The sequence below is a fragment of the Streptococcus jiangjianxini genome (genome assembly GCF_040225085.1).
Taxonomy (GTDB): Bacteria; Bacillota; Bacilli; order Lactobacillales; family Streptococcaceae; genus Streptococcus; species Streptococcus jiangjianxini.
This window is the reverse complement of sequence record NZ_JBEHGL010000012.1, coordinates 59,849-76,610: the sequence shown is the minus strand read 5'-3', so window position 1 is coordinate 76,610 and position 16,762 is coordinate 59,849. Positions and strand designations below refer to the sequence as shown.

The following is a 16,762-nucleotide window of genomic DNA, read 5'->3' as shown; positions in this document are numbered from 1 at the left end:
GGTCAACGATTTGTTGCTTAAAGTCATCCGTAAAATGACGGCGTATTTTTCTAGACATATTGTTTCTCCTGTTTTCTTTAGTGTAGAACACTTTATAAATTCTGTCTAGTTTAGTGTAACCTATTCACAGATTGAAGACAAAGCTCTTAGAATTCATTTTCTAAGGGCTTTTTGATTATTTTAGGAGTATAATAAAAGAAAACACTTGTGAGGTGTTGCTATGTTTCACAAAGAAAAACCAGATTATAACCGGAACCAATATGGCTTTTATACGCTTGACCAGCTCGTCCCAGAAGATCACTTTCTTCGTCAAGTGGATGCCATGATTGACTTTGACTTCATCTATGATTTAGTGGAAGATACCTATAGTTCCGATAATGGTCGTCCCAGTCTTGACCCTGTCATGCTCATCAAAATCCCTCTTATCCAATGTTTCTACGGGATCCGTTCTATGCGCCAAACTATTAAAGTGATTGAGGTCAATACGGCTTATCGCTGGTTTATTGGCTTAACTTTGGATGATAAGGTGCCTCATTTCACAACCTATGGCAAGAATTACAGTCGGCGGTTCCAAGACTAACAAGTCATTGCTGAGATTTTTAATCAGGTGTTGCATCAAGCTCTGATCGCCGGTTTAGTTGACCCAAGTGAGATTTTTGTGGATGGCACGCACATTAAGGCTGCTGCTAACAATCACAAGTACCGCAAGGAACTGGTGGCACAAGAAGCTAAATTTATGAGTGACCAACTAGAACTTGAGATTGATTGTGATAGGAAAAAACACGCAAAAAAGTCGCTAAAGCCCGTCATAAAAAGCGAGGCTAAGGAAAAGAAAATCTCCACGACAGATCCAGAAAGCGGCTGGTTTCACAAGGGGGAGCACAAGGAAGTCTTTGCTTACTCTGCTCAGGTTGCCTGTGATAAGCATGGCTGGGCACTCGCTTATAGTGTAGAGGCAGGCAATGTCCATGACAGTCAAGGCTTTCCTGCGCTCTTTGCCCAGATTGAACCTTTTCAACCTAGCTTTATCATTGCCGATTCAGGTTACAAGACGCCAAGTATTGCCAAGTTTTTGTTAGAAAAAGCCATCACTCCTGTTTTTTCTTACACCAGACCAAGAGGTATCAAAGGCAAACTTCGCCCTAAAGATTTTGTTTACGATGAGTATTATGATTGTTACCTTTGTCCTGAAAATCACGAATTAACTTACCGCACCACAACTAGAGATGGCTATCGCGAGTACAAGAGCGATTCCAAGATTTGTGCCAGCTGTCCTTTATTAGGCATCTGTACAGAAAGTCAAAACCATCAGAAAGTGGTTACTCGTCATGTTTGGAAGGATTATCTTGACATTTGTGAAGATATCCGTCATCAGAGAGGGATGAAAGAGCTGTATCAGAAACGTAAAGAGACAATAGAGCGGCTCTTTGGGATGGCTAAGGAGTATCACAATCTACGTTACACGAGAGAGAAAGGTAAGTCCAAAATGGAAGATAAGGTTGGGCTAACTTTGGCGTGCTTAAATATCAAAAAATTGGTTAAAATGATGGCGGGAAGGCCTTTTTATTTTGGTCAAATTCAGCTTGATTCCCCATTTTTTACTTCAAAAATAGGAGACATCAAAAAAGACAAGCCTCGAAATGAAGTTTGTCTTCGGTCTGAATAGGATAGAGTTTTTGGTCTATCCTATTCTCTGGGATTGAAATAATCATCATAATTTTTAAAAATATTATCAATGTATTGATTGAATTGCTCTTTTAAACTGTCTGCTTCTTTTCTATTGGTGGGCTGGTACTCTTGTTCAGATAATTTTTCACTTTGAATTAGTAAAGAAAGTGCAAGTTTTAAGCCAATGAAATCACTTTGTTTTTTGATAGATGGTTCACTTTTTCTTTCTTTTTGTATTAATTGAAATAATTCATCGATTTTTTCCAGATAATGTAATCTATAGATAGGATTATCTTCAACATCATAATGGCGAAGCTCATTGATTACTAACTCATGAGCATTATCGTAAGAGTTTAATTCGTTTTCTAGAATAGGAGCATAAGCTGGGTATCTAGTTAATATATAATCAATTATTTTATCATCATCTCCATAGGTATAATAATTTTTGTTCATATAACTAGTCAGATCCAAAAAGAAATCCATTGTATCATCTAGGAGTTCGAATGTTAGAGGAAACTGTTGAAGAAAAGAAATAGTATAATCCGTCAATGTACCGTAAAGTATATAATTTAAATCAATATTAGATAATTCAGCAACTTTTTTGAGGGTTCGAGGATGTGGGATTGTGCCATTTTCCCATCTCGAAATGGAGCTTTTAGCTAACCCAAGTATTTGTCCCCATTCATCCATGGTTAAATTTTTATTGATTCGTATTTGGCGCAGTCGCTTAGAGACAGCTTCTTTATTAATTTTCATATTATAGGCTCCAGTATTTATAAAGTAATTATAAGCTATTTATAGAATTTATTCAAAGTTATAATTAATTCAACGTTTTGTTCCGTTTGTATTTGACTATAATGGAACAAAGAGTTACAATAGTTTTAGATAGATATAATCTATCAAAAAATTTTATCAATCAGTTCCGTTGTTTTTTTATGAAACGGAACAAATAGAAAGGAGTTGCTTATGCAACAAACAAAACAATTTTTAGAGGCATCAAAAGAGCTTCTCGGTAATAAATTCATTGCTCTCTCTAGCGAGGATAGCATAAAATATAATTCCAATGAAAAAGATGGAATAAAAATGATGATTTCTCTTCAAGATGAAGATTCGGTAGTTTTCATGGATTTGATACAAATTAAAGTTAGAAATACAAGCCCATCAATCTCTAGCGGTGATTTATCCCAAATCAAGGGTAAGCAAGTTAATTTCAAAAACCTTAGAATTGGTCTGTTTAATTCTCAATTAACTTTTTCTGCTGATGATGTTTTTGTTATCAAAAAGAATGGTTCTGATAAATGAAGAAAAGAGTCAAGTTACGTAGAAAACCACTGACAAAATGGATTTTTTTACTTCCTTTATTGCTTGGATTGATTCCAATCTTATTAATTATTTTACATAATCAAATTAAACAAATCTTTAACCCATCCTACCAGGTATCTGAGGAACTTTATAGAATTTCCGTATACATTTTGTTATTTTGTTTGCTCATTTCTATATGCTTTTCCCCTTTTTTAAGATTTTGGACAACTAGACATCAATTAAAGAAGATACTATTTACAAATAATTACTTTTCAGTGAATGATACAACTGGAGAGGTAATCTACTCTTCGGAATTTGTGTATTATAAGAAAAATAATAAATTATTTGTTGAGTTCCATCCGAATGGTCTAAAAAATGCTAAACAGATGAACGATCTTCAACCAATTCTTGAGACAGCACTAAAATTGTACGTCGAAGAAGTAGATGATAGTAAACCTAGCTTTACAACATATGTGATGTCTTACGATAACGGAGGAAATAGGATTGATGTTAGCTCAAAATGGTGAACCGTATATTCAACTTGATAAGGAAAAACGCTGGTACTGGCATTTAGACCCAATGGCTCAAGTAAGTGGTCCACGATCGAGTGGAAAAACATTTTTTATGTATTATTTAATGTTGAGTGTAGCTGAGATTGGTGCAGATATCTATATATTAGACCCAAAACGCAGTGATTTTTCTTCTCTTCGCTATTGTTTTCCAGAAGAGAAGAGGAAGCATCATGTTGCTACAACTCCATCAGCAATTTGCCGTGTTTTAAGAGAAATCACAGAATTAATGAATGAAAGATATGAAAAATATTTTCAAATTTCATCTAGTAAACTTGGTGATGACGCTTACAAGTTAGGATTGAGACCTGTTTTTATATTTTTTGACGAAGTTTTAGCTCTTGTAGAAGAAGACAAGAAATTAGGAAAAGAAGCCGAGCAATATTTGAAACAACTTATTTTGAAAGGTAGACAATCCAACGTATTTGTTATTATTTCGAGTCAAAGGCTTTCGGCTGATACTCTGAATACGGTCATAAGAGAAAATTGTGGTCTACGCGTTATATTTGGCAAGGTTCAAGAAGAATCTTATAGAATGGCACTTGGAGAATCGTTTAAAAAATTACCTCGGGCTGAAAAAGGCGTAGGTAAAGGTTATATTTATCTTGATGGTCAAGGCTGGTCAACTCCAAAAGCATTTGTTGCTCCCTATATGGACACAACTAAAATGGACATTAAAGCAATCTTTAGTAGGCTTTTGAACAATCCTCCGACTGTTTACATAGAATGAAATTACGCATTAAGTTACCAAAAATATAGTCCTGTGAAAATATAGAAAAAAATCGTCAACTTGTTGACGATAACGGAGCGTTTTTAGGCGGAGCCGGTTCTATAATTTCAAAGGACTGATAATTGAGCGTAGCTCAATTGCTTTATTTATTATATAGGCAAACATAACGAGAAAATTGGATCGAATGAAGTATAACAAAAGAATTGTTGAAACATCGTCCTATATTGAAGTTTGGAGTTATGAGAAGCCAATCGCTTATGGATTCGAGAAGAAGAAAAGGGCGTATAAAAATAATGGATCTGATGATGTAACTAAATACAAACGATTATTAAAATCTAGATATAGCGCTAAGCATGAACTTATGAGATTGATTGATACAAATTTTATAGATAATACAACAAAATTTTTAACGATAACGACAAAAGATAATATTCAAGACCGTTCTCAATTTAATAGTATGTTTGATAAGTTCATGAAGCGTTTGAATTATTATGTATTTAAAACAAAACAAAAAAAATTAAAGTACGTTGCTGTAATTGAAAAGCAAAAGCGAGGTTCTTTACATGCTCATATTTTGTTATTCAATTTACCTTATATTCCTCATGAAATTTTGTTAAAAACATGGGGAAACGGTTCAGTTTGGATAAACAAAGTTGCTGTTGATTCAAAAGAAAATAGAGGACGATATATTACTAAATATATGGAAAAAGGTTTGGGACAAGAACTTTTAGAAAATAAAGGGAAAAAATCCTATTATTCTTCAAAAAATCTAGTCAGACCAAAGGAATTACGTATTTTTGATAAAGAAAATATTGAAGATTTAGTAGATGATAAACTCATTGTTTATCAAAATGAGTACATCTCTAAAGTAAAGGAGGATGGTAAGTGGGTAGAAAATAAGGTGATTTATCAAAAAATAAAAATATAGATTAAGTGAATAATTTCATGAACAAATACGAAAAAGACGACTCACCCCTATAGTAAGTCGTCATTTATAAATTAACCAACAATAGTATACCATAGAAAGAGAGAAAACAATAATGGAAGTTCAAAGTACGATTTCAAATAAAGAATTAGTTCAACTTGGTTATCGCAAGGCTACCGCGGACGCTATTATTCATGAAGCTAGAGAATTGCTAGTTTCTCGAGGCTATACCTTTTATGAACGTAAACGATTGATGGTTGTTCCTAAAAGTGTTGTTTCAGAAGTCTTAGGAATGGAGCTTTAGAATGGCTTATATCGCTTATAATCAACGTGGAAAGAAACGCTTATGGTCATATACCATTCGTGAAGGAAACAAAAGTCTTGATTATAAGAGTGGATTTAAAACTAAAAAAGAAGCGAAATTAGTTGCGGAGAGAGTATTACACAAAATTAATACTGGAAGTGTCCTTCGACCTGATATGACACTACCTGAATTATATCAAGAGTGGTTAGATTTAAAAATTTTACCGAGTAATAAAAGTCAGCAAACCAAAGATAAATACATTATGCGTAAGAAAACTGTTATTCGATTGTTTGGTAGTAAACCAGTTTCAAAGATTAGAGCTAGTGAATACCAAAGAATTATGAATACTTATGGTCAAACAGTTTCTAGAAACCATTTAGGGCGGTTGAATAGTAATATCAGAGCTTGTCTTAAGATGGCAATTGCAGATAAGGTGTTTATAGAAGATTTTACAGCTTCTGTAGAATTATTTTCACCAAAGCAAGGACAAGATAGTTCGGATAAATATTTACATACAGAGCTAGATTATTTAACGGTTCTAAACTATTTGAAAGAAAAATGTGATTATCATAAGTCAATTGTTCCTTATGTTATCTATTTTCTCTTTAAAACAGGCATGAGGTATTCAGAATTGATAGCCTTAACATGGCAAGATATTGATTATAAACAGGAAATGATTAGTACCTATAGACGATACAATACCTTGGTTCATAAGTTTACGCCACCTAAGAATAAATCATCAATCCGAAAGGTTCCGATTACAAGGGAACTGGTGGATATTTTAAAAAGGTTAAAAAAATATCAAACTAGAGCCAACAAAGAGTTAGGTATAGCAAATCCAGATAATATGGTTTTCCAACATTTTGGTTATGAAAAGGGTGTACCAGATATTGCGACCGTTAATAAAGCTATGAAAAGCATGTTGTTAGAACTTGATATTAGACCTTTGATTACTACTAAAGGCGCTCGCCATACGTTTGGTAGTTATCTTTGGCATAATAACATTGACTTAGGGGTTATCGCAAAAGTTTTGGGACACAAAGATATATCCATGCTAGTTGAAGTTTATGGTCATACCTTGGAAGAAAAAATTACTGAAGAATTTGAAGTCATTAAAAGTTTTATTTAAAATCGCAACAAATTACGCAACAAATCCACTTCAAGGCACATTAAAAGCCCTATCTAAAGGGCTTTTTTCTGTATAGTTAGATGCCCCCTACAGGGCTCGAACCTGTGACCCATGGATTAAGAGTCCACTGCTCTACCAACTGAGCTAAGGAGGCGTAAAGAAAAAGCTGTATTGGTACCGATGATTCACGGCTTGTATTGAACCCGCGCAATAAAGCAGGTGGGCGACTTGTTCTTGGCTTTAGTTGCTTCCGCGTGAAACGGCTTGCATACTGTCAAGAAACGCTTGTCTCCCGAAAATACAAAGAATTAGTCGGTCAACACTTAGATGTGAATTCGTATACCACAGCCATATTTCTATTAATTATGATACCACTTTTTTTAAAAATTTCAAGAGAAAATCTCAAAATTTGGAAGCGTTTGCTATAAAATCACTGAGAAAGCTTGTCAATTCGCTGTTTGTTAGCAGCGAGAGCCCGTTCGTATTTGCCTGTTTCATTGGCGTCAAAATAATTTGCCTGCTTCAACTTATCGGGTAAGTATTGCTGTTTGACCCATTTTTCTGGATAAGCATGTGGGTATTTATAGTCTTGGGCATTGCCTAATTCCTGACTCCCAGCGTAATGACCATCTCGCAAATGTCTTGGGATGGGAAGATTTCCTGAGCGTCGTAGGTCTTTTAAAGCAGCATCCATAGCGAGGTATGCTGAATTGGATTTTGGAGATAAGGCTAGATCGATGACCACATTGGCTATTAAGATTCTTGCCTCGGGGAACCCAATCTTTTGTGCTGCTTCTAAGGCGGCTACGGTGTGGATCTGGGCTTCAGGATTGGCCAAACCAATATCCTCATAGGCGATAACCGTTAATCGTCGCGCTAAACTTGGCAAGTCGCCAGCTTCCACAAGGCGAGCGGCATAGTGGAGGCTAGCATTGACATCAGAGCCACGGATAGACTTTTGCAGAGCTGAGAGGACATCGTAGTGACCGTCCCCATCTTTATCCATGGTAATATAGCTGCGCTGCAAACTGTTTTCAACCGTGCTTAGTGTGATGTGACGACTACCGTCAGCGTCTTCTTGTGTAGACATAACCGCCAGGTCCAAGGAATTGTAAGCAGAGCGCAGATCTCCGTTGGTAGCAGTAGCGATAAAGTCCAAGGCTGCGCTGTCTAAATACACATCGAAAGTAAAGCCCCGCTCCTTGTCTGAGATGGCCGTTTGGATAGCTAGCTTGATGTCATCGTTATCCAAGGGCTCCAGCTCAAAAATCTGAACGCGGGAGCGGATAGCAGGAGTGACAGAGAAGAAAGGGTTCTCCGTTGTGGCACCAATCATGATGATATTGCCATTTTCTAAAAGTGGAAGGAGAAAGTCTTGCTTAGTCTTATCAAGGCGATGAATCTCGTCTAGCAGCAGTATCAGTCCACCAGAAAACTTGGCTTCTTCGGCGATTTCTTGCAGGCGTTTTTTAGTGTCAACCGTGGCATTAAAGGTACGAAAAGCATACTTAGTGGTTCCAGCAATGGCACTTGCGATAGAGGTCTTCCCAATTCCGGGAGGACCATAGAGGATCATGGAAGAGAGCATGTTGGCTTCAACCATGCGGCGGATAATTTTTCCCTCCCCCACCAAATGCTCCTGTCCAATGACCTCTGAGATATTGCGTGGTCGCATGCGTAGGGCTAAATTATCAGGCATTACTATCATCCTCCAAAGTGTAAGTGAAAATCAAGTCATCCACATAGTCTCCATTGATGAGGTAGGTTTCTTTGATGCGGGCTTCTTGGGTAAATCCTAGTTCCTTATAGAATTGCACCGCTTGATGATTGGTGCTAAGAACATGGATGATAACCTTACGATAGTTTTCGGCTATCGCTTCTTTGAAGAAGTAGTCAATCAAAGCTTGTCCAACCCCCTCTCGGCGTTCCTCAGGATCAACAGCAATGCCAAAAGTCACCACATGTTTGCCAGATTCAAAAGGATAAAAGGCGTGGAAATCCAGAACACCTAGGACAAGACCGTCGTTGTCTTCAGCGATTAGGTATTTGGTGTTGTTTTCGTATTTTTCAATGACCTTGTTGGCGTCAGAGATGGGTAGAGGAGCAGGCGTTGTTTCTGCTGTCCAGACCTTGTTTTCTAGTGAGACAATATCCTCAATATCGTCTAAGGTCATGTAACGAATGTTCATTTTTATACTTTCCTTCGGTTAAATTATGTTAAAATTATTATACTATAAATAATAAGACGAGAAGTGATTTTAATATCATTCTTGAGTGAGGAAAGCATGGCTAAGTTTGGATTTTTATCGGTTTTAGAAGAAGCATTAGAAAAACACCTAGATGTAGACTTTGCGATAGACTGGGATAAAAAAAATCATGCCGTCGAGGTCGTGGTTGTTTTAGAAGCGCAAAACAAGTCAGAAGTTGAAGTCATTGATGATGCGGCAGAAGTTTCTAATGATGACATTGTTTTCGAAGATTTTGTCCTTTTTTACAATCCAGCTAAAACCAAGTTTGATCCAGAAGATTACTTGGTAGCTATCCCTTATGAACCCAAAAAAGGGTTGTCACGTGAGTTTTTGGGCTATTTTGCCAAAACGTTGAATGATGTGACTATGGAGGGAATTAGCGACCTCATGGACTTCTTACAAGACGATAGCATCCCAGAATTTGCTCTCAAGTGGGACGACAACGCCTTTGAAAAAGGTAGGGCAGAGTTGGTAGAAACAGAACGCTATGGGTATCCGAGGTATTAGAGATGGTCAGTCGGAGAAAAAACATTAATATTTTTCTGATGGATGGAGATGTTACAGGACGTATGAAGTGTACGCTCTCCAATTGGACAGGCGTTTTGTATAAAATTCCTAGGATTCAACTTGCTAGTCTTAAGGAGCGCGATGAGCTCAAGCAAAGTGGGATTTATTTTCTGTTTGGTAAGGACGATAATAGTCAAAAGGACATCACCTATATTGGCCAAGCGACCACTCGGAAAAATGGCGAGGGTGTCCTCTTTCGTGTGCAGGAGCATACCAGAGATTCCCACGCAGATTATTTCAACGATGTGATTATTTTGACAACGCAAAATAACTCCTTTGGCCCAACAGAAATTAGCTATTTGGAAAATTCGTTCACCAATCTTGCGAAAGAGGCAGGACGTTTTGTCGTCAAAAATGGCAATGAACCCAATCCAGGTCATGTGACCGAAGAGAAGCAAGCAGAATTAGATGAAATCATCGAATATGCGACCATGATTATCGGCACGTTAGGCTATAAGTTATTTGTACCTCTTATCCAGTCAGAATCTCTTTCTAAGGAGAAACAGGTAGACAATGAAGAACTCCTTTATCTCAAACGTAGGACAAAGAAATCTAAGCAGGAAATTAGGGCAACTTGTAAACGAACGACGGAAGGTTTTGTGGTCTTAAAAGGGAGTATGGTTGATATGATTGCTGCTCCGTATATTTCTCAAACAGTGCAGAAGTTGAGGGAAGAGTTGGCAAAAAAAGGTGCGATTCAAGCTGGCATTTTGCAGCAAAATCAGCTGTTTAATAGCGCTTCAACTGCAGCCACGTTTGTTTTGGGAATGACTACGAACGGTCGGACGGACTGGAAAAATCAGCTAGGCATGACGCTAAAAGAAATAGAAGAACAAGAAGTAACTGACTAAAGTTTAAAAAGAACGAATTCAACTAGTTTAACTAATTGATTTACCCTAGAAGAAGGGATAGTAAGAAACTTTGGGGATCGTTTAACTGAACATGGGTATAAAAGCGAGTAAAAACTAACTAATTGAAAGGAATTGGTTTAGTTAGCTTATCTAACCGAACCCGCTCTAAACAAAAATGAAATAGAAAGGAGCGTTCAGTTTAATATAAAGGGTTAAACTGAACATGGGACTAATTTTCTAGGAAAAAAGATAAAACTGCCTAGACGCGAGCGTTGTCGTTAGTTTTCCTATTTTTCTACAAAAATTTTCGCAAGCGAAGCGTCCCTTTGTATCTTATATGTGGAATGAACTTACCATTCACGTTTTGCGTGAGGCTGAGGAGGCGGTTTCTAACCTCCTTATTGAAACGGGGAGTCAGGGGGTTGCGATTGCGGACTCTGCTGATTATATTGGTCAGGAGGATCGCTTCGGTGAACTTTACCCTGAAGTGGAGCAGTCCGATATGATTGCAATTACGGCTTATTACCCTGATACTATGGACTTATCTGAAGTTACGGAGCACCTTCAAGATGGTCTTGGCAGACTGGCTAAATCTGGGGTGACACTGGGCGATTACGCTCTTGCTTCAAAAGAATTAGCCGAAGAAAACTGGGCAGACAACTGGAAGAAATACTACGAACCTGCCCGCATTACCCACGATTTAACGATTGTGCCGTCTTGGACGGATTATGAGGCAGGTGCTGGTGAGAAGGTCATTAAGCTAGATCCGGGTATGGCTTTTGGCACGGGAACGCACCCGACGACTAAGATGAGTTTGTTTGCTTTGGAGCAGGTGCTTCGTGGTGGCGAGACGGTTCTTGATGTGGGGACTGGTTCTGGTGTGCTTTCCATTGCGAGCTCACTCTTGGGTGCCAAAGAGATTTTTGCCTATGATTTGGATGATGTAGCCGTGCGCGTGGCTCAGGAAAATATCGATATGAACCCTAATATGGAAAACATTCATGTAGCAGCTGGGGATTTGTTAAAAGGGGTTGACATTGAGGCGGATGTCATTGTTGCTAACATTTTGGCAGACATTCTCATTCATCTGACAGACGATGCCTATCGCTTGGTCAAGGACGAGGGTTATCTCATCATGTCTGGTATCATTGCTGATAAGTGGGAGATGGTTCGCGCGAGTGCTGAAAAGGCTGGCTTCTTCCTTGAAACCCATATGATTCAGGGTGAGTGGAACGCCTGCATTTTCAAGAAAACCGACGATATTTCCGGTGTGATTGGAGGCTAGATGCAGCAGTATTTTGTAAAGGGAGCGCCTGAAAATCCTATTATGATCACTGATAAAGATACTATCAAGCATATGTTTAACGTCATGCGCTTGACTGAAGGTGATGAGGTCGTCTTGGTTTTTGAAGACGGTGTCAAACATTTGGCTAAGGTTTTGGATGCTTCGGAACATTCTTTTGAGCTTGTCGAGGAATGGCTTGAGGATACGGAATTACCAGTCCGTGTCACGATAGCTTCAGGTTTTCCCAAGGGTGATAAGCTAGAGTTGATTACGCAAAAAGTGACAGAGTTAGGCGCAAGTGCCATTTGGGCTTTTCCAGCGGATTGGTCAGTGGTCAAATGGGATGGTAAAAAAATAGCCAAAAAGGAAGACAAATTAGTTAAAATCGCTCTTGGGGCTGCGGAGCAGTCAAAACGAAATCGAGTACCAGAAGTGCGATTGTTTGATGCTAAGAAAGACTTTCTAGCGTGTTTGGGCGAGTTCGATAAGATTTTTATCGCTTATGAAGAATCCGCCAAAGCAGGCGAAATGGCTGTCTTGGCGCGTGAATTAAAAGATATAGAAAAAGGAACGAAAATCCTCTTTATTTTCGGGCCTGAAGGAGGTATCTCCCCTAAAGAAGTCGCAGCTTTAGAAGCTGCAGGAGCCCTAACGTGTGGACTTGGGCCCCGCATTATGCGGACAGAGACCGCACCATTATATGCCCTATCAGCTATCAGCTTCGCGACAGAATTGCGGGGACAATAGAATAATAAGAAGTAGAACAATATTCTGCTTCTTTTCTCTTCCATGATTGAGGAGCAACTATGAGTTCAAAAGATTTTTAATTTTTTCACGTGAAATCGCTTTACAAATTTTAAAAAGGTGTTATAATAATGTTACAAACAACGCAAACGCTTGCGTAAGTTCAACTTAAAGACATTGTGTCTAAATACTATGAGGAGAAGTCACATGAAAGAAAAATTTCAACAATTTTTTAGTTTCGAGTTTTGGCAAAAATTCGGAAAATGTTTGATGGTTGTTATTGCGGTTATGCCAGCGGCGGGTCTGATGGTTAGTATTGGGAACTCTATCCCTCTTATTAATCAAGATTCTGCTGTTTTAGCAAATATCGGTAATGTCGTAGCTCAAATTGGTTGGGCCGTTATTGGTAACCTTCATTTGCTCTTTGCTTTGGCAATTGGTGGTAGCTGGGCTAAGGAACGTGCTGGTGGTGCCTTTGCAGCCGGTTTATCCTTTGTCTTGATCAACCGTATCACAGGGGCTATCTATGGTGTTTCAGGCGACATGCTTGCCGATTCTAAAGCTACTTTGACAAGTTTCTTAGGCACTAAGATGGTAGTTGCTGATTACTTTACAAGTGTTTTGGAGTATCCTGCTCTTAATACAGGGGTATTTGTTGGTATTATTGCTGGTTTTGTCGGTGCAACTGCCTTCAATAAGTATTATAATTACCGCAAATTACCAGATGCCTTGACTTTCTTTAACGGTAAACGCTTTGTGCCATTTGTGGTTATCCTTCGCTCTGCTATCGTAGCGATTGTATTGGCACTCTTCTGGCCAGTTATTCAATCAGGAATTAACGGCTTTGGTAAATGGATTGCTTCATCACAAGACACAGCACCAGTATTAGCACCATTCTTGTATGGTACTTTGGAACGTCTACTCTTACCATTTGGTCTTCACCACATGTTGACGATCCCTATGAACTACACTGCTCTTGGAGGTACTTATGATATCTTGACAGGTTCAGGTGCCGGAAGTCAAGTGTTTGGACAAGACCCACTCTGGTTGGCTTGGGTAACAGACTTAGTAAATCTTAAAGGTGCTGGCGATACAGCAGCTTATAATGATTTGTTTAACTCAGTGACACCAGCTCGTTTCAAAGTTGGTCAAATGATCGGTGCAACCGGTATTTTGATGGGACTCACACTTGCCATGTATCGCAACGTTGATCCTGATAAGAAGAAAAAATACAAAGCAATGTTTGTATCAGCTGCAGCGGCGGTATTTTTAACTGGTGTTACAGAACCTCTTGAATATATGTTCATGTTTGCTGCAATGCCACTTTATGTCGTGTACGCACTCCTTCAAGGGGCAGCCTTTGCAATGGCAGATATTGTTAACCTTCGTGTTCACTCATTTGGTAATATTGAACTTTTAACACGTACGCCTATGGCTATTAAAGCCGGTCTGGGAATGGATCTTATCAACTTTATCTGGGTCTCTCTTCTCTTTGCTGCTATTATGTACTTTGTTGCAGATTTCATGATTAAGAAAATGAATTTAGCCACTGCAGGACGTAATGGTAACTATGACGCCGATATGTTAGGCGATAATGCTGAAAGCACAGAAACTGGTGCGGTTGCTGATGCTAACTCACAAGTTGTTCAAATTATCAACCTTCTTGGTGGTAAAGCTAATATCGCTGATGTAGATGCTTGTATGACTCGTCTTCGTGTCAGTGTAAATGATACTGAAAAAGTTGCTTCTGAAAATGCTTGGAAACAGGCTGGAGCAATGGGCTTGATTGTCAAAGGAAATGGTGTTCAAGCGGTTTACGGACCAAAAGCCGACATCTTAAAATCTGACATTCAAGATTTGTTGGATTCAGGTGCTGAGATTCCTACAGTAACAACTCAAGAAGTTGAGCAAACATCACAGGTCAATGCATCGTTTAAAGGTGTAATCGAAACCATTGCAACTGTTGCTGATGGAGATGTTCTTCCGATTACAGATGTTTCTGACCCAGTCTTTTCACAAAAAATGATGGGAGATGGTTTTGCCGTTGAACTTGTCAATGGTAATATCTACTCACCAGTATCTGGTGTCGTAACTAGCGTCTTTCCAACTAAGCATGCCTTTGGACTATTAACGGATAATGGCTTGGAAGTGTTAGTTCACGTAGGTCTTGATACCGTAGCTCTTAATGGTGCGCCATTCTCAGCTAAAGTTACTGATGGACAACGTGTATCCCTAGGTGATCTCTTAGTCGTAGCTGATCTCGATGCCATTCGTTCGGCAGGTCGTGAAGTAACAACGGTTGTTGCCTTCACAAATACAGCTGAAATTGAATCTGTCTCATTAGACAAGACAGGACACCAGTCTGCTAAAGAAATGGTTGCGCGTGTTAGCCTATAAGCGCTTAAAAAGCAGCTATAATCATAGAATCTGAGTCAAAAGCTCGGATTCTTTCATTTATGATGCTTGTTCAGTAGGTTATGCTGAACAGGATCACTTGTTTTTCTGGATATTAGTTCTACGGTTTAGTTACCCTTTTTGGAAGTATAGAGAGGAAGCGGTCATGAAGTTATTAACTTTAAATACACATTCATGGATGGAAGAAGATATGGAAACAAAGTTCCAGAACTTACTTTCAACCATTTTAGAGAATGATTATGATATCATCTGCTTACAGGAAATTAATCAGCTTATTGAAACAAAAGTAGTTGAGCATCCTTTTAATTATCATCCCTTGATGGTTAACCCAGCTATTCACGAAGACAATTATGCTCTAAAATTAGTGATGGCTTTAAAAGAGCAAGGAGTTAACTACCATTGGTCTTGGGTCTACAACCACATCGGTTATGATCGCTTTCATGAAGGTGTAGCTATTTTATCCAAGACACCGATTGAGGCGATTGATATCTTAGCTTCAGAATCAGTGGATCCTACCGATTATCATACTAGGCGAGCACTTCTAGTGCGTACGCAGATTGATGAAAAGGATCTTTCTATTGTCAGCTTACACCTATCTTGGTGGGAGAAAGGCTTTGAGACGGAGTGGCCTCGTCTTGCTCAAGCTCTTGAAAATGAACATAACCCTCTTATTTTAATGGGAGATTTCAACAATCCCACAGGAAATGAAGGTTATCAACAAGTTATTAACAGCTCTCTGAACCTTCAAGATAGTCATGTGGTAGCAGAACAATCTTTGGGAGATCACACCATCTTAGCTGATATTGATGGTTGGGAAGGCAACGAGTTAGCTCTCAAAGTTGATCACGCCTTTGTAGATAGCTCTTTTAAGGTTAAGTCTTCAACAGTTGTTTTTGATGGCAACAATGGCCCAGTGGTGAGTGATCATTTTGGTTTGGAGATTGAGCTAATATAAGAAAAAGTCCTGATGACACTAATCATCAGGACTTTTTGAGGTCTGAAAGGATGAGAGTTTTGGCAGTTTCTAGAGAAAGTGCTCTTGTTAATTTTGTTTCAGGAATGTCTGCCAAATAATCTTTTTCTACCCACCAACGTTTGAGGGCTTCTTCACCAAACTCTTTAGCTTTATCACGAGTATTATGGCGTTTTAGTGTCTCATAGAAAGGCAGGTCGCAGTAGTAAGCATAAGTATTGGCTAAACCATAAAGTTCGATGATTCTTTGCCAGACTGGCTGGTACCAATCTGATTTTAGAATCCCTTCTAAAATAGTCGTTTGATTATGATTAAAACCATAGTCTAGTAAATTAAGGAGAAGGGGAACAGTTGGTGTATCGAACCCATCGTGGGCATGAAGCATTGTTCGCCTTAGTAAATCCTGGGATAGTAAAAGGGTATTTTCTCCTAATTCTTTTTGAAGAGAGTGGGCTAGACTGGTTTTTCCCGATCCAGAGTTGCCACGTATCATGATTAAAGTCGCCATATCAACCCTTTCTGTAATAGTGTCCAAAGTCTTCCTCAATTCTTTGATGAATAGCTTGAGGGTTTGTTCCAGTGGTGTTCAGAGTGATATTGACGAGAGGGTATCCCATTTTAAGATTAGCTTTTGTAGTCTGGCGCTGGAGGGGCGTCATTTTTGCTAAATAAGCATCATGAGAGGTGACCTCGACACTGATAAAAATCTGGTCGAACATATGGCGGAGTTCTACGTTTTTAATATCCTCCCAAGGAATAAATCCAATAGCCAAGGCTGAAGAATGATCAGTGATTCCCCGCTCGTCAATGATTAGTAAGGGGTGCTTTCTGAAAATTCTCTTGATGTACATGACTAAACAAAAGCCAAAAAAGGCAATTGAGAGAAGTCCTACTAATTGAACGGAGAGACTGGGGACAGTCAGGAAGACTAGGCCTATTAAGACAAAGCAGAGAGCTCCAAAAGCGTAGATGATATCTCCTATTTTTTTATGAGAGACAATAATAGGTTCTGGCATATGTTTTCTCCTGATGTGCCTTCCAATTAGGCTTT

General features: G+C 38.7%; 16 protein-coding genes, 1 tRNA gene, 1 other RNA gene and 1 pseudogene. 12 read left to right on the top strand and 7 right to left on the bottom strand.

Features of this window, described 5'->3' with window-relative positions:
- Positions 1-220: 220 nt before the first annotated feature.
- Positions 221-1,666: pseudogene (locus ABP870_RS06720) on the top strand (IS1182 family transposase).
- Between the two features lie 20 nt (positions 1,667-1,686).
- Here the strand turns inward: ABP870_RS06720 and ABP870_RS06715 are convergent.
- Positions 1,687-2,424: a helix-turn-helix domain-containing protein gene (locus ABP870_RS06715; RefSeq protein WP_350014681.1), complete on the bottom strand. Its 738-nt coding sequence runs from the start codon at positions 2,422-2,424 to the stop codon at positions 1,687-1,689.
- A gap of 210 nt (positions 2,425-2,634) precedes the next feature.
- Between ABP870_RS06715 and ABP870_RS06710 the strand changes: the two genes are divergently transcribed.
- The 5 genes from ABP870_RS06710 (at position 2,635) to ABP870_RS06690 (ending at position 6,627) form a co-directional block, all read left to right on the top strand.
- Positions 2,635-2,970, top strand: a complete 336-nt coding sequence (locus tag ABP870_RS06710; RefSeq protein WP_350014680.1) for a hypothetical protein — start codon at positions 2,635-2,637, stop codon at positions 2,968-2,970.
- Positions 2,971-3,477: 507 nt separating this feature from the next.
- A complete protein-coding gene (locus ABP870_RS06705; RefSeq protein WP_350014679.1) occupies positions 3,478-4,269 on the top strand; it encodes a type IV secretory system conjugative DNA transfer family protein in 792 nt (263 codons plus the stop codon).
- Between the two features lie 184 nt (positions 4,270-4,453).
- Positions 4,454-5,197, top strand: a complete 744-nt coding sequence (locus ABP870_RS06700; protein WP_350014678.1) for a rolling circle replication-associated protein — start codon at positions 4,454-4,456, stop codon at positions 5,195-5,197.
- 112 nt (positions 5,198-5,309) lie between these two features.
- Positions 5,310-5,498, top strand: a complete 189-nt coding sequence (locus ABP870_RS06695) for a DUF3173 domain-containing protein (RefSeq protein ID WP_350014677.1) — start codon at positions 5,310-5,312, stop codon at positions 5,496-5,498.
- Between the two features lies 1 nt (position 5,499).
- On the top strand, positions 5,500-6,627 hold the full coding sequence (locus ABP870_RS06690; RefSeq protein WP_350014676.1) for a site-specific integrase: 1,128 nt from the start codon (positions 5,500-5,502) through the stop codon (positions 6,625-6,627).
- Positions 6,628-6,708: 81 nt separating this feature from the next.
- Here ABP870_RS06690 and ABP870_RS06685 read toward each other — a convergent pair.
- The 4 genes from ABP870_RS06685 to ABP870_RS06670 form a co-directional block, all read right to left on the bottom strand.
- Positions 6,709-6,781: transfer RNA gene (locus tag ABP870_RS06685), tRNA-Lys, on the bottom strand.
- 5 nt (positions 6,782-6,786) lie between these two features.
- A non-coding RNA gene (ssrS, locus tag ABP870_RS06680) (6S RNA) lies at positions 6,787-6,981 on the bottom strand.
- Positions 6,982-7,057: 76 nt separating this feature from the next.
- Complete coding sequence (locus tag ABP870_RS06675) at positions 7,058-8,326, bottom strand: replication-associated recombination protein A (RefSeq protein ID WP_350014675.1); 1,269 nt, start codon at positions 8,324-8,326, stop codon at positions 7,058-7,060.
- Positions 8,319-8,816: a GNAT family N-acetyltransferase gene (locus ABP870_RS06670; protein ID WP_350014674.1), complete on the bottom strand. Its 498-nt coding sequence runs from the start codon at positions 8,814-8,816 to the stop codon at positions 8,319-8,321. Before ABP870_RS06670 ends, ABP870_RS06675 begins: the two co-directional genes overlap by 8 nt.
- A 96-nt stretch (positions 8,817-8,912) precedes the next feature.
- Here ABP870_RS06670 and ABP870_RS06665 point away from each other — a divergent pair, with 96 nt between their 5' ends.
- From ABP870_RS06665 to ABP870_RS06640, 6 genes are all read left to right on the top strand, one after another.
- The gene (locus ABP870_RS06665) at positions 8,913-9,383 is read left to right on the top strand and encodes a DUF3013 family protein (RefSeq protein ID WP_350014673.1); all 471 of its coding nucleotides are present in this window, start codon (positions 8,913-8,915) and stop codon (positions 9,381-9,383) included.
- A gap of 2 nt (positions 9,384-9,385) precedes the next feature.
- Positions 9,386-10,294 carry a GIY-YIG nuclease family protein gene (locus ABP870_RS06660; RefSeq protein WP_350014672.1) on the top strand — a complete coding sequence of 303 codons (909 nt, stop codon included), beginning with the start codon at positions 9,386-9,388 and terminating at the stop codon, positions 10,292-10,294.
- 337 nt (positions 10,295-10,631) lie between these two features.
- Positions 10,632-11,579: a 50S ribosomal protein L11 methyltransferase gene (gene prmA / locus ABP870_RS06655; protein ID WP_350014671.1), complete on the top strand. Its 948-nt coding sequence runs from the start codon at positions 10,632-10,634 to the stop codon at positions 11,577-11,579.
- Entirely contained in the window at positions 11,580-12,326 is a 747-nt protein-coding gene (locus ABP870_RS06650; RefSeq protein ID WP_350014670.1) for a 16S rRNA (uracil(1498)-N(3))-methyltransferase, read from the top strand. It begins immediately after the preceding gene.
- A 204-nt stretch (positions 12,327-12,530) separates the two neighbouring features.
- Complete coding sequence (locus ABP870_RS06645) at positions 12,531-14,720, top strand: PTS transporter subunit IIBC (protein ID WP_350014669.1); 2,190 nt, start codon at positions 12,531-12,533, stop codon at positions 14,718-14,720.
- A 163-nt stretch (positions 14,721-14,883) separates the two neighbouring features.
- Entirely contained in the window at positions 14,884-15,693 is an 810-nt protein-coding gene (locus ABP870_RS06640) for an endonuclease/exonuclease/phosphatase family protein (RefSeq protein WP_350014667.1), read from the top strand.
- Between the two features lie 25 nt (positions 15,694-15,718).
- Here ABP870_RS06640 and ABP870_RS06635 read toward each other — a convergent pair whose 3' ends face one another.
- Both ABP870_RS06635 and ABP870_RS06630 read right to left on the bottom strand, forming a co-directional pair.
- Positions 15,719-16,219: an AAA family ATPase gene (locus ABP870_RS06635; protein ID WP_350014666.1), complete on the bottom strand. Its 501-nt coding sequence runs from the start codon at positions 16,217-16,219 to the stop codon at positions 15,719-15,721.
- Position 16,220: 1 nt separating this feature from the next.
- Positions 16,221-16,727, bottom strand: coding sequence for an STM3941 family protein (locus tag ABP870_RS06630; protein ID WP_350014664.1), 507 nt, complete (start codon positions 16,725-16,727; stop codon positions 16,221-16,223).
- Positions 16,728-16,762 lie beyond the last annotated feature (35 nt).

Excerpts from the sequence above, each read along its gene's own strand:
- ABP870_RS06690 (WP_350014676.1), top strand. The coding sequence starts at position 5,500 with ATGGCTTATATCGCTTATAATCAACGTGGAAAGAAACGCTTATGGTCA.
- ABP870_RS06705 (WP_350014679.1), top strand. The coding sequence starts at position 3,478 with ATGTTAGCTCAAAATGGTGAACCGTATATTCAACTTGATAAGGAAAAA.
- ABP870_RS06665 (WP_350014673.1), top strand. The coding sequence starts at position 8,913 with ATGGCTAAGTTTGGATTTTTATCGGTTTTAGAAGAAGCATTAGAAAAA.
- prmA (WP_350014671.1), top strand. The coding sequence starts at position 10,632 with ATGTGGAATGAACTTACCATTCACGTTTTGCGTGAGGCTGAGGAGGCG.
- ABP870_RS06660 (WP_350014672.1), top strand. The coding sequence starts at position 9,386 with ATGGTCAGTCGGAGAAAAAACATTAATATTTTTCTGATGGATGGAGAT.
- ABP870_RS06640 (WP_350014667.1), top strand. The coding sequence starts at position 14,884 with ATGAAGTTATTAACTTTAAATACACATTCATGGATGGAAGAAGATATG.
- ABP870_RS06710 (WP_350014680.1), top strand. The coding sequence starts at position 2,635 with ATGCAACAAACAAAACAATTTTTAGAGGCATCAAAAGAGCTTCTCGGT.
- ABP870_RS06670 (WP_350014674.1), bottom strand. The coding sequence starts at position 8,816 with ATGAACATTCGTTACATGACCTTAGACGATATTGAGGATATTGTCTCA.
- ABP870_RS06635 (WP_350014666.1), bottom strand. The coding sequence starts at position 16,219 with ATGGCGACTTTAATCATGATACGTGGCAACTCTGGATCGGGAAAAACC.
- ABP870_RS06645 (WP_350014669.1), top strand. The coding sequence starts at position 12,531 with ATGAAAGAAAAATTTCAACAATTTTTTAGTTTCGAGTTTTGGCAAAAA.
- ABP870_RS06650 (WP_350014670.1), top strand. The coding sequence starts at position 11,580 with ATGCAGCAGTATTTTGTAAAGGGAGCGCCTGAAAATCCTATTATGATC.
- ABP870_RS06675 (WP_350014675.1), bottom strand. The coding sequence starts at position 8,326 with ATGCCTGATAATTTAGCCCTACGCATGCGACCACGCAATATCTCAGAG.
- ABP870_RS06715 (WP_350014681.1), bottom strand. The coding sequence starts at position 2,424 with ATGAAAATTAATAAAGAAGCTGTCTCTAAGCGACTGCGCCAAATACGA.
- ABP870_RS06695 (WP_350014677.1), top strand. The coding sequence starts at position 5,310 with ATGGAAGTTCAAAGTACGATTTCAAATAAAGAATTAGTTCAACTTGGT.
- ABP870_RS06630 (WP_350014664.1), bottom strand. The coding sequence starts at position 16,727 with ATGCCAGAACCTATTATTGTCTCTCATAAAAAAATAGGAGATATCATC.
- ABP870_RS06700 (WP_350014678.1), top strand. The coding sequence starts at position 4,454 with ATGAAGTATAACAAAAGAATTGTTGAAACATCGTCCTATATTGAAGTT.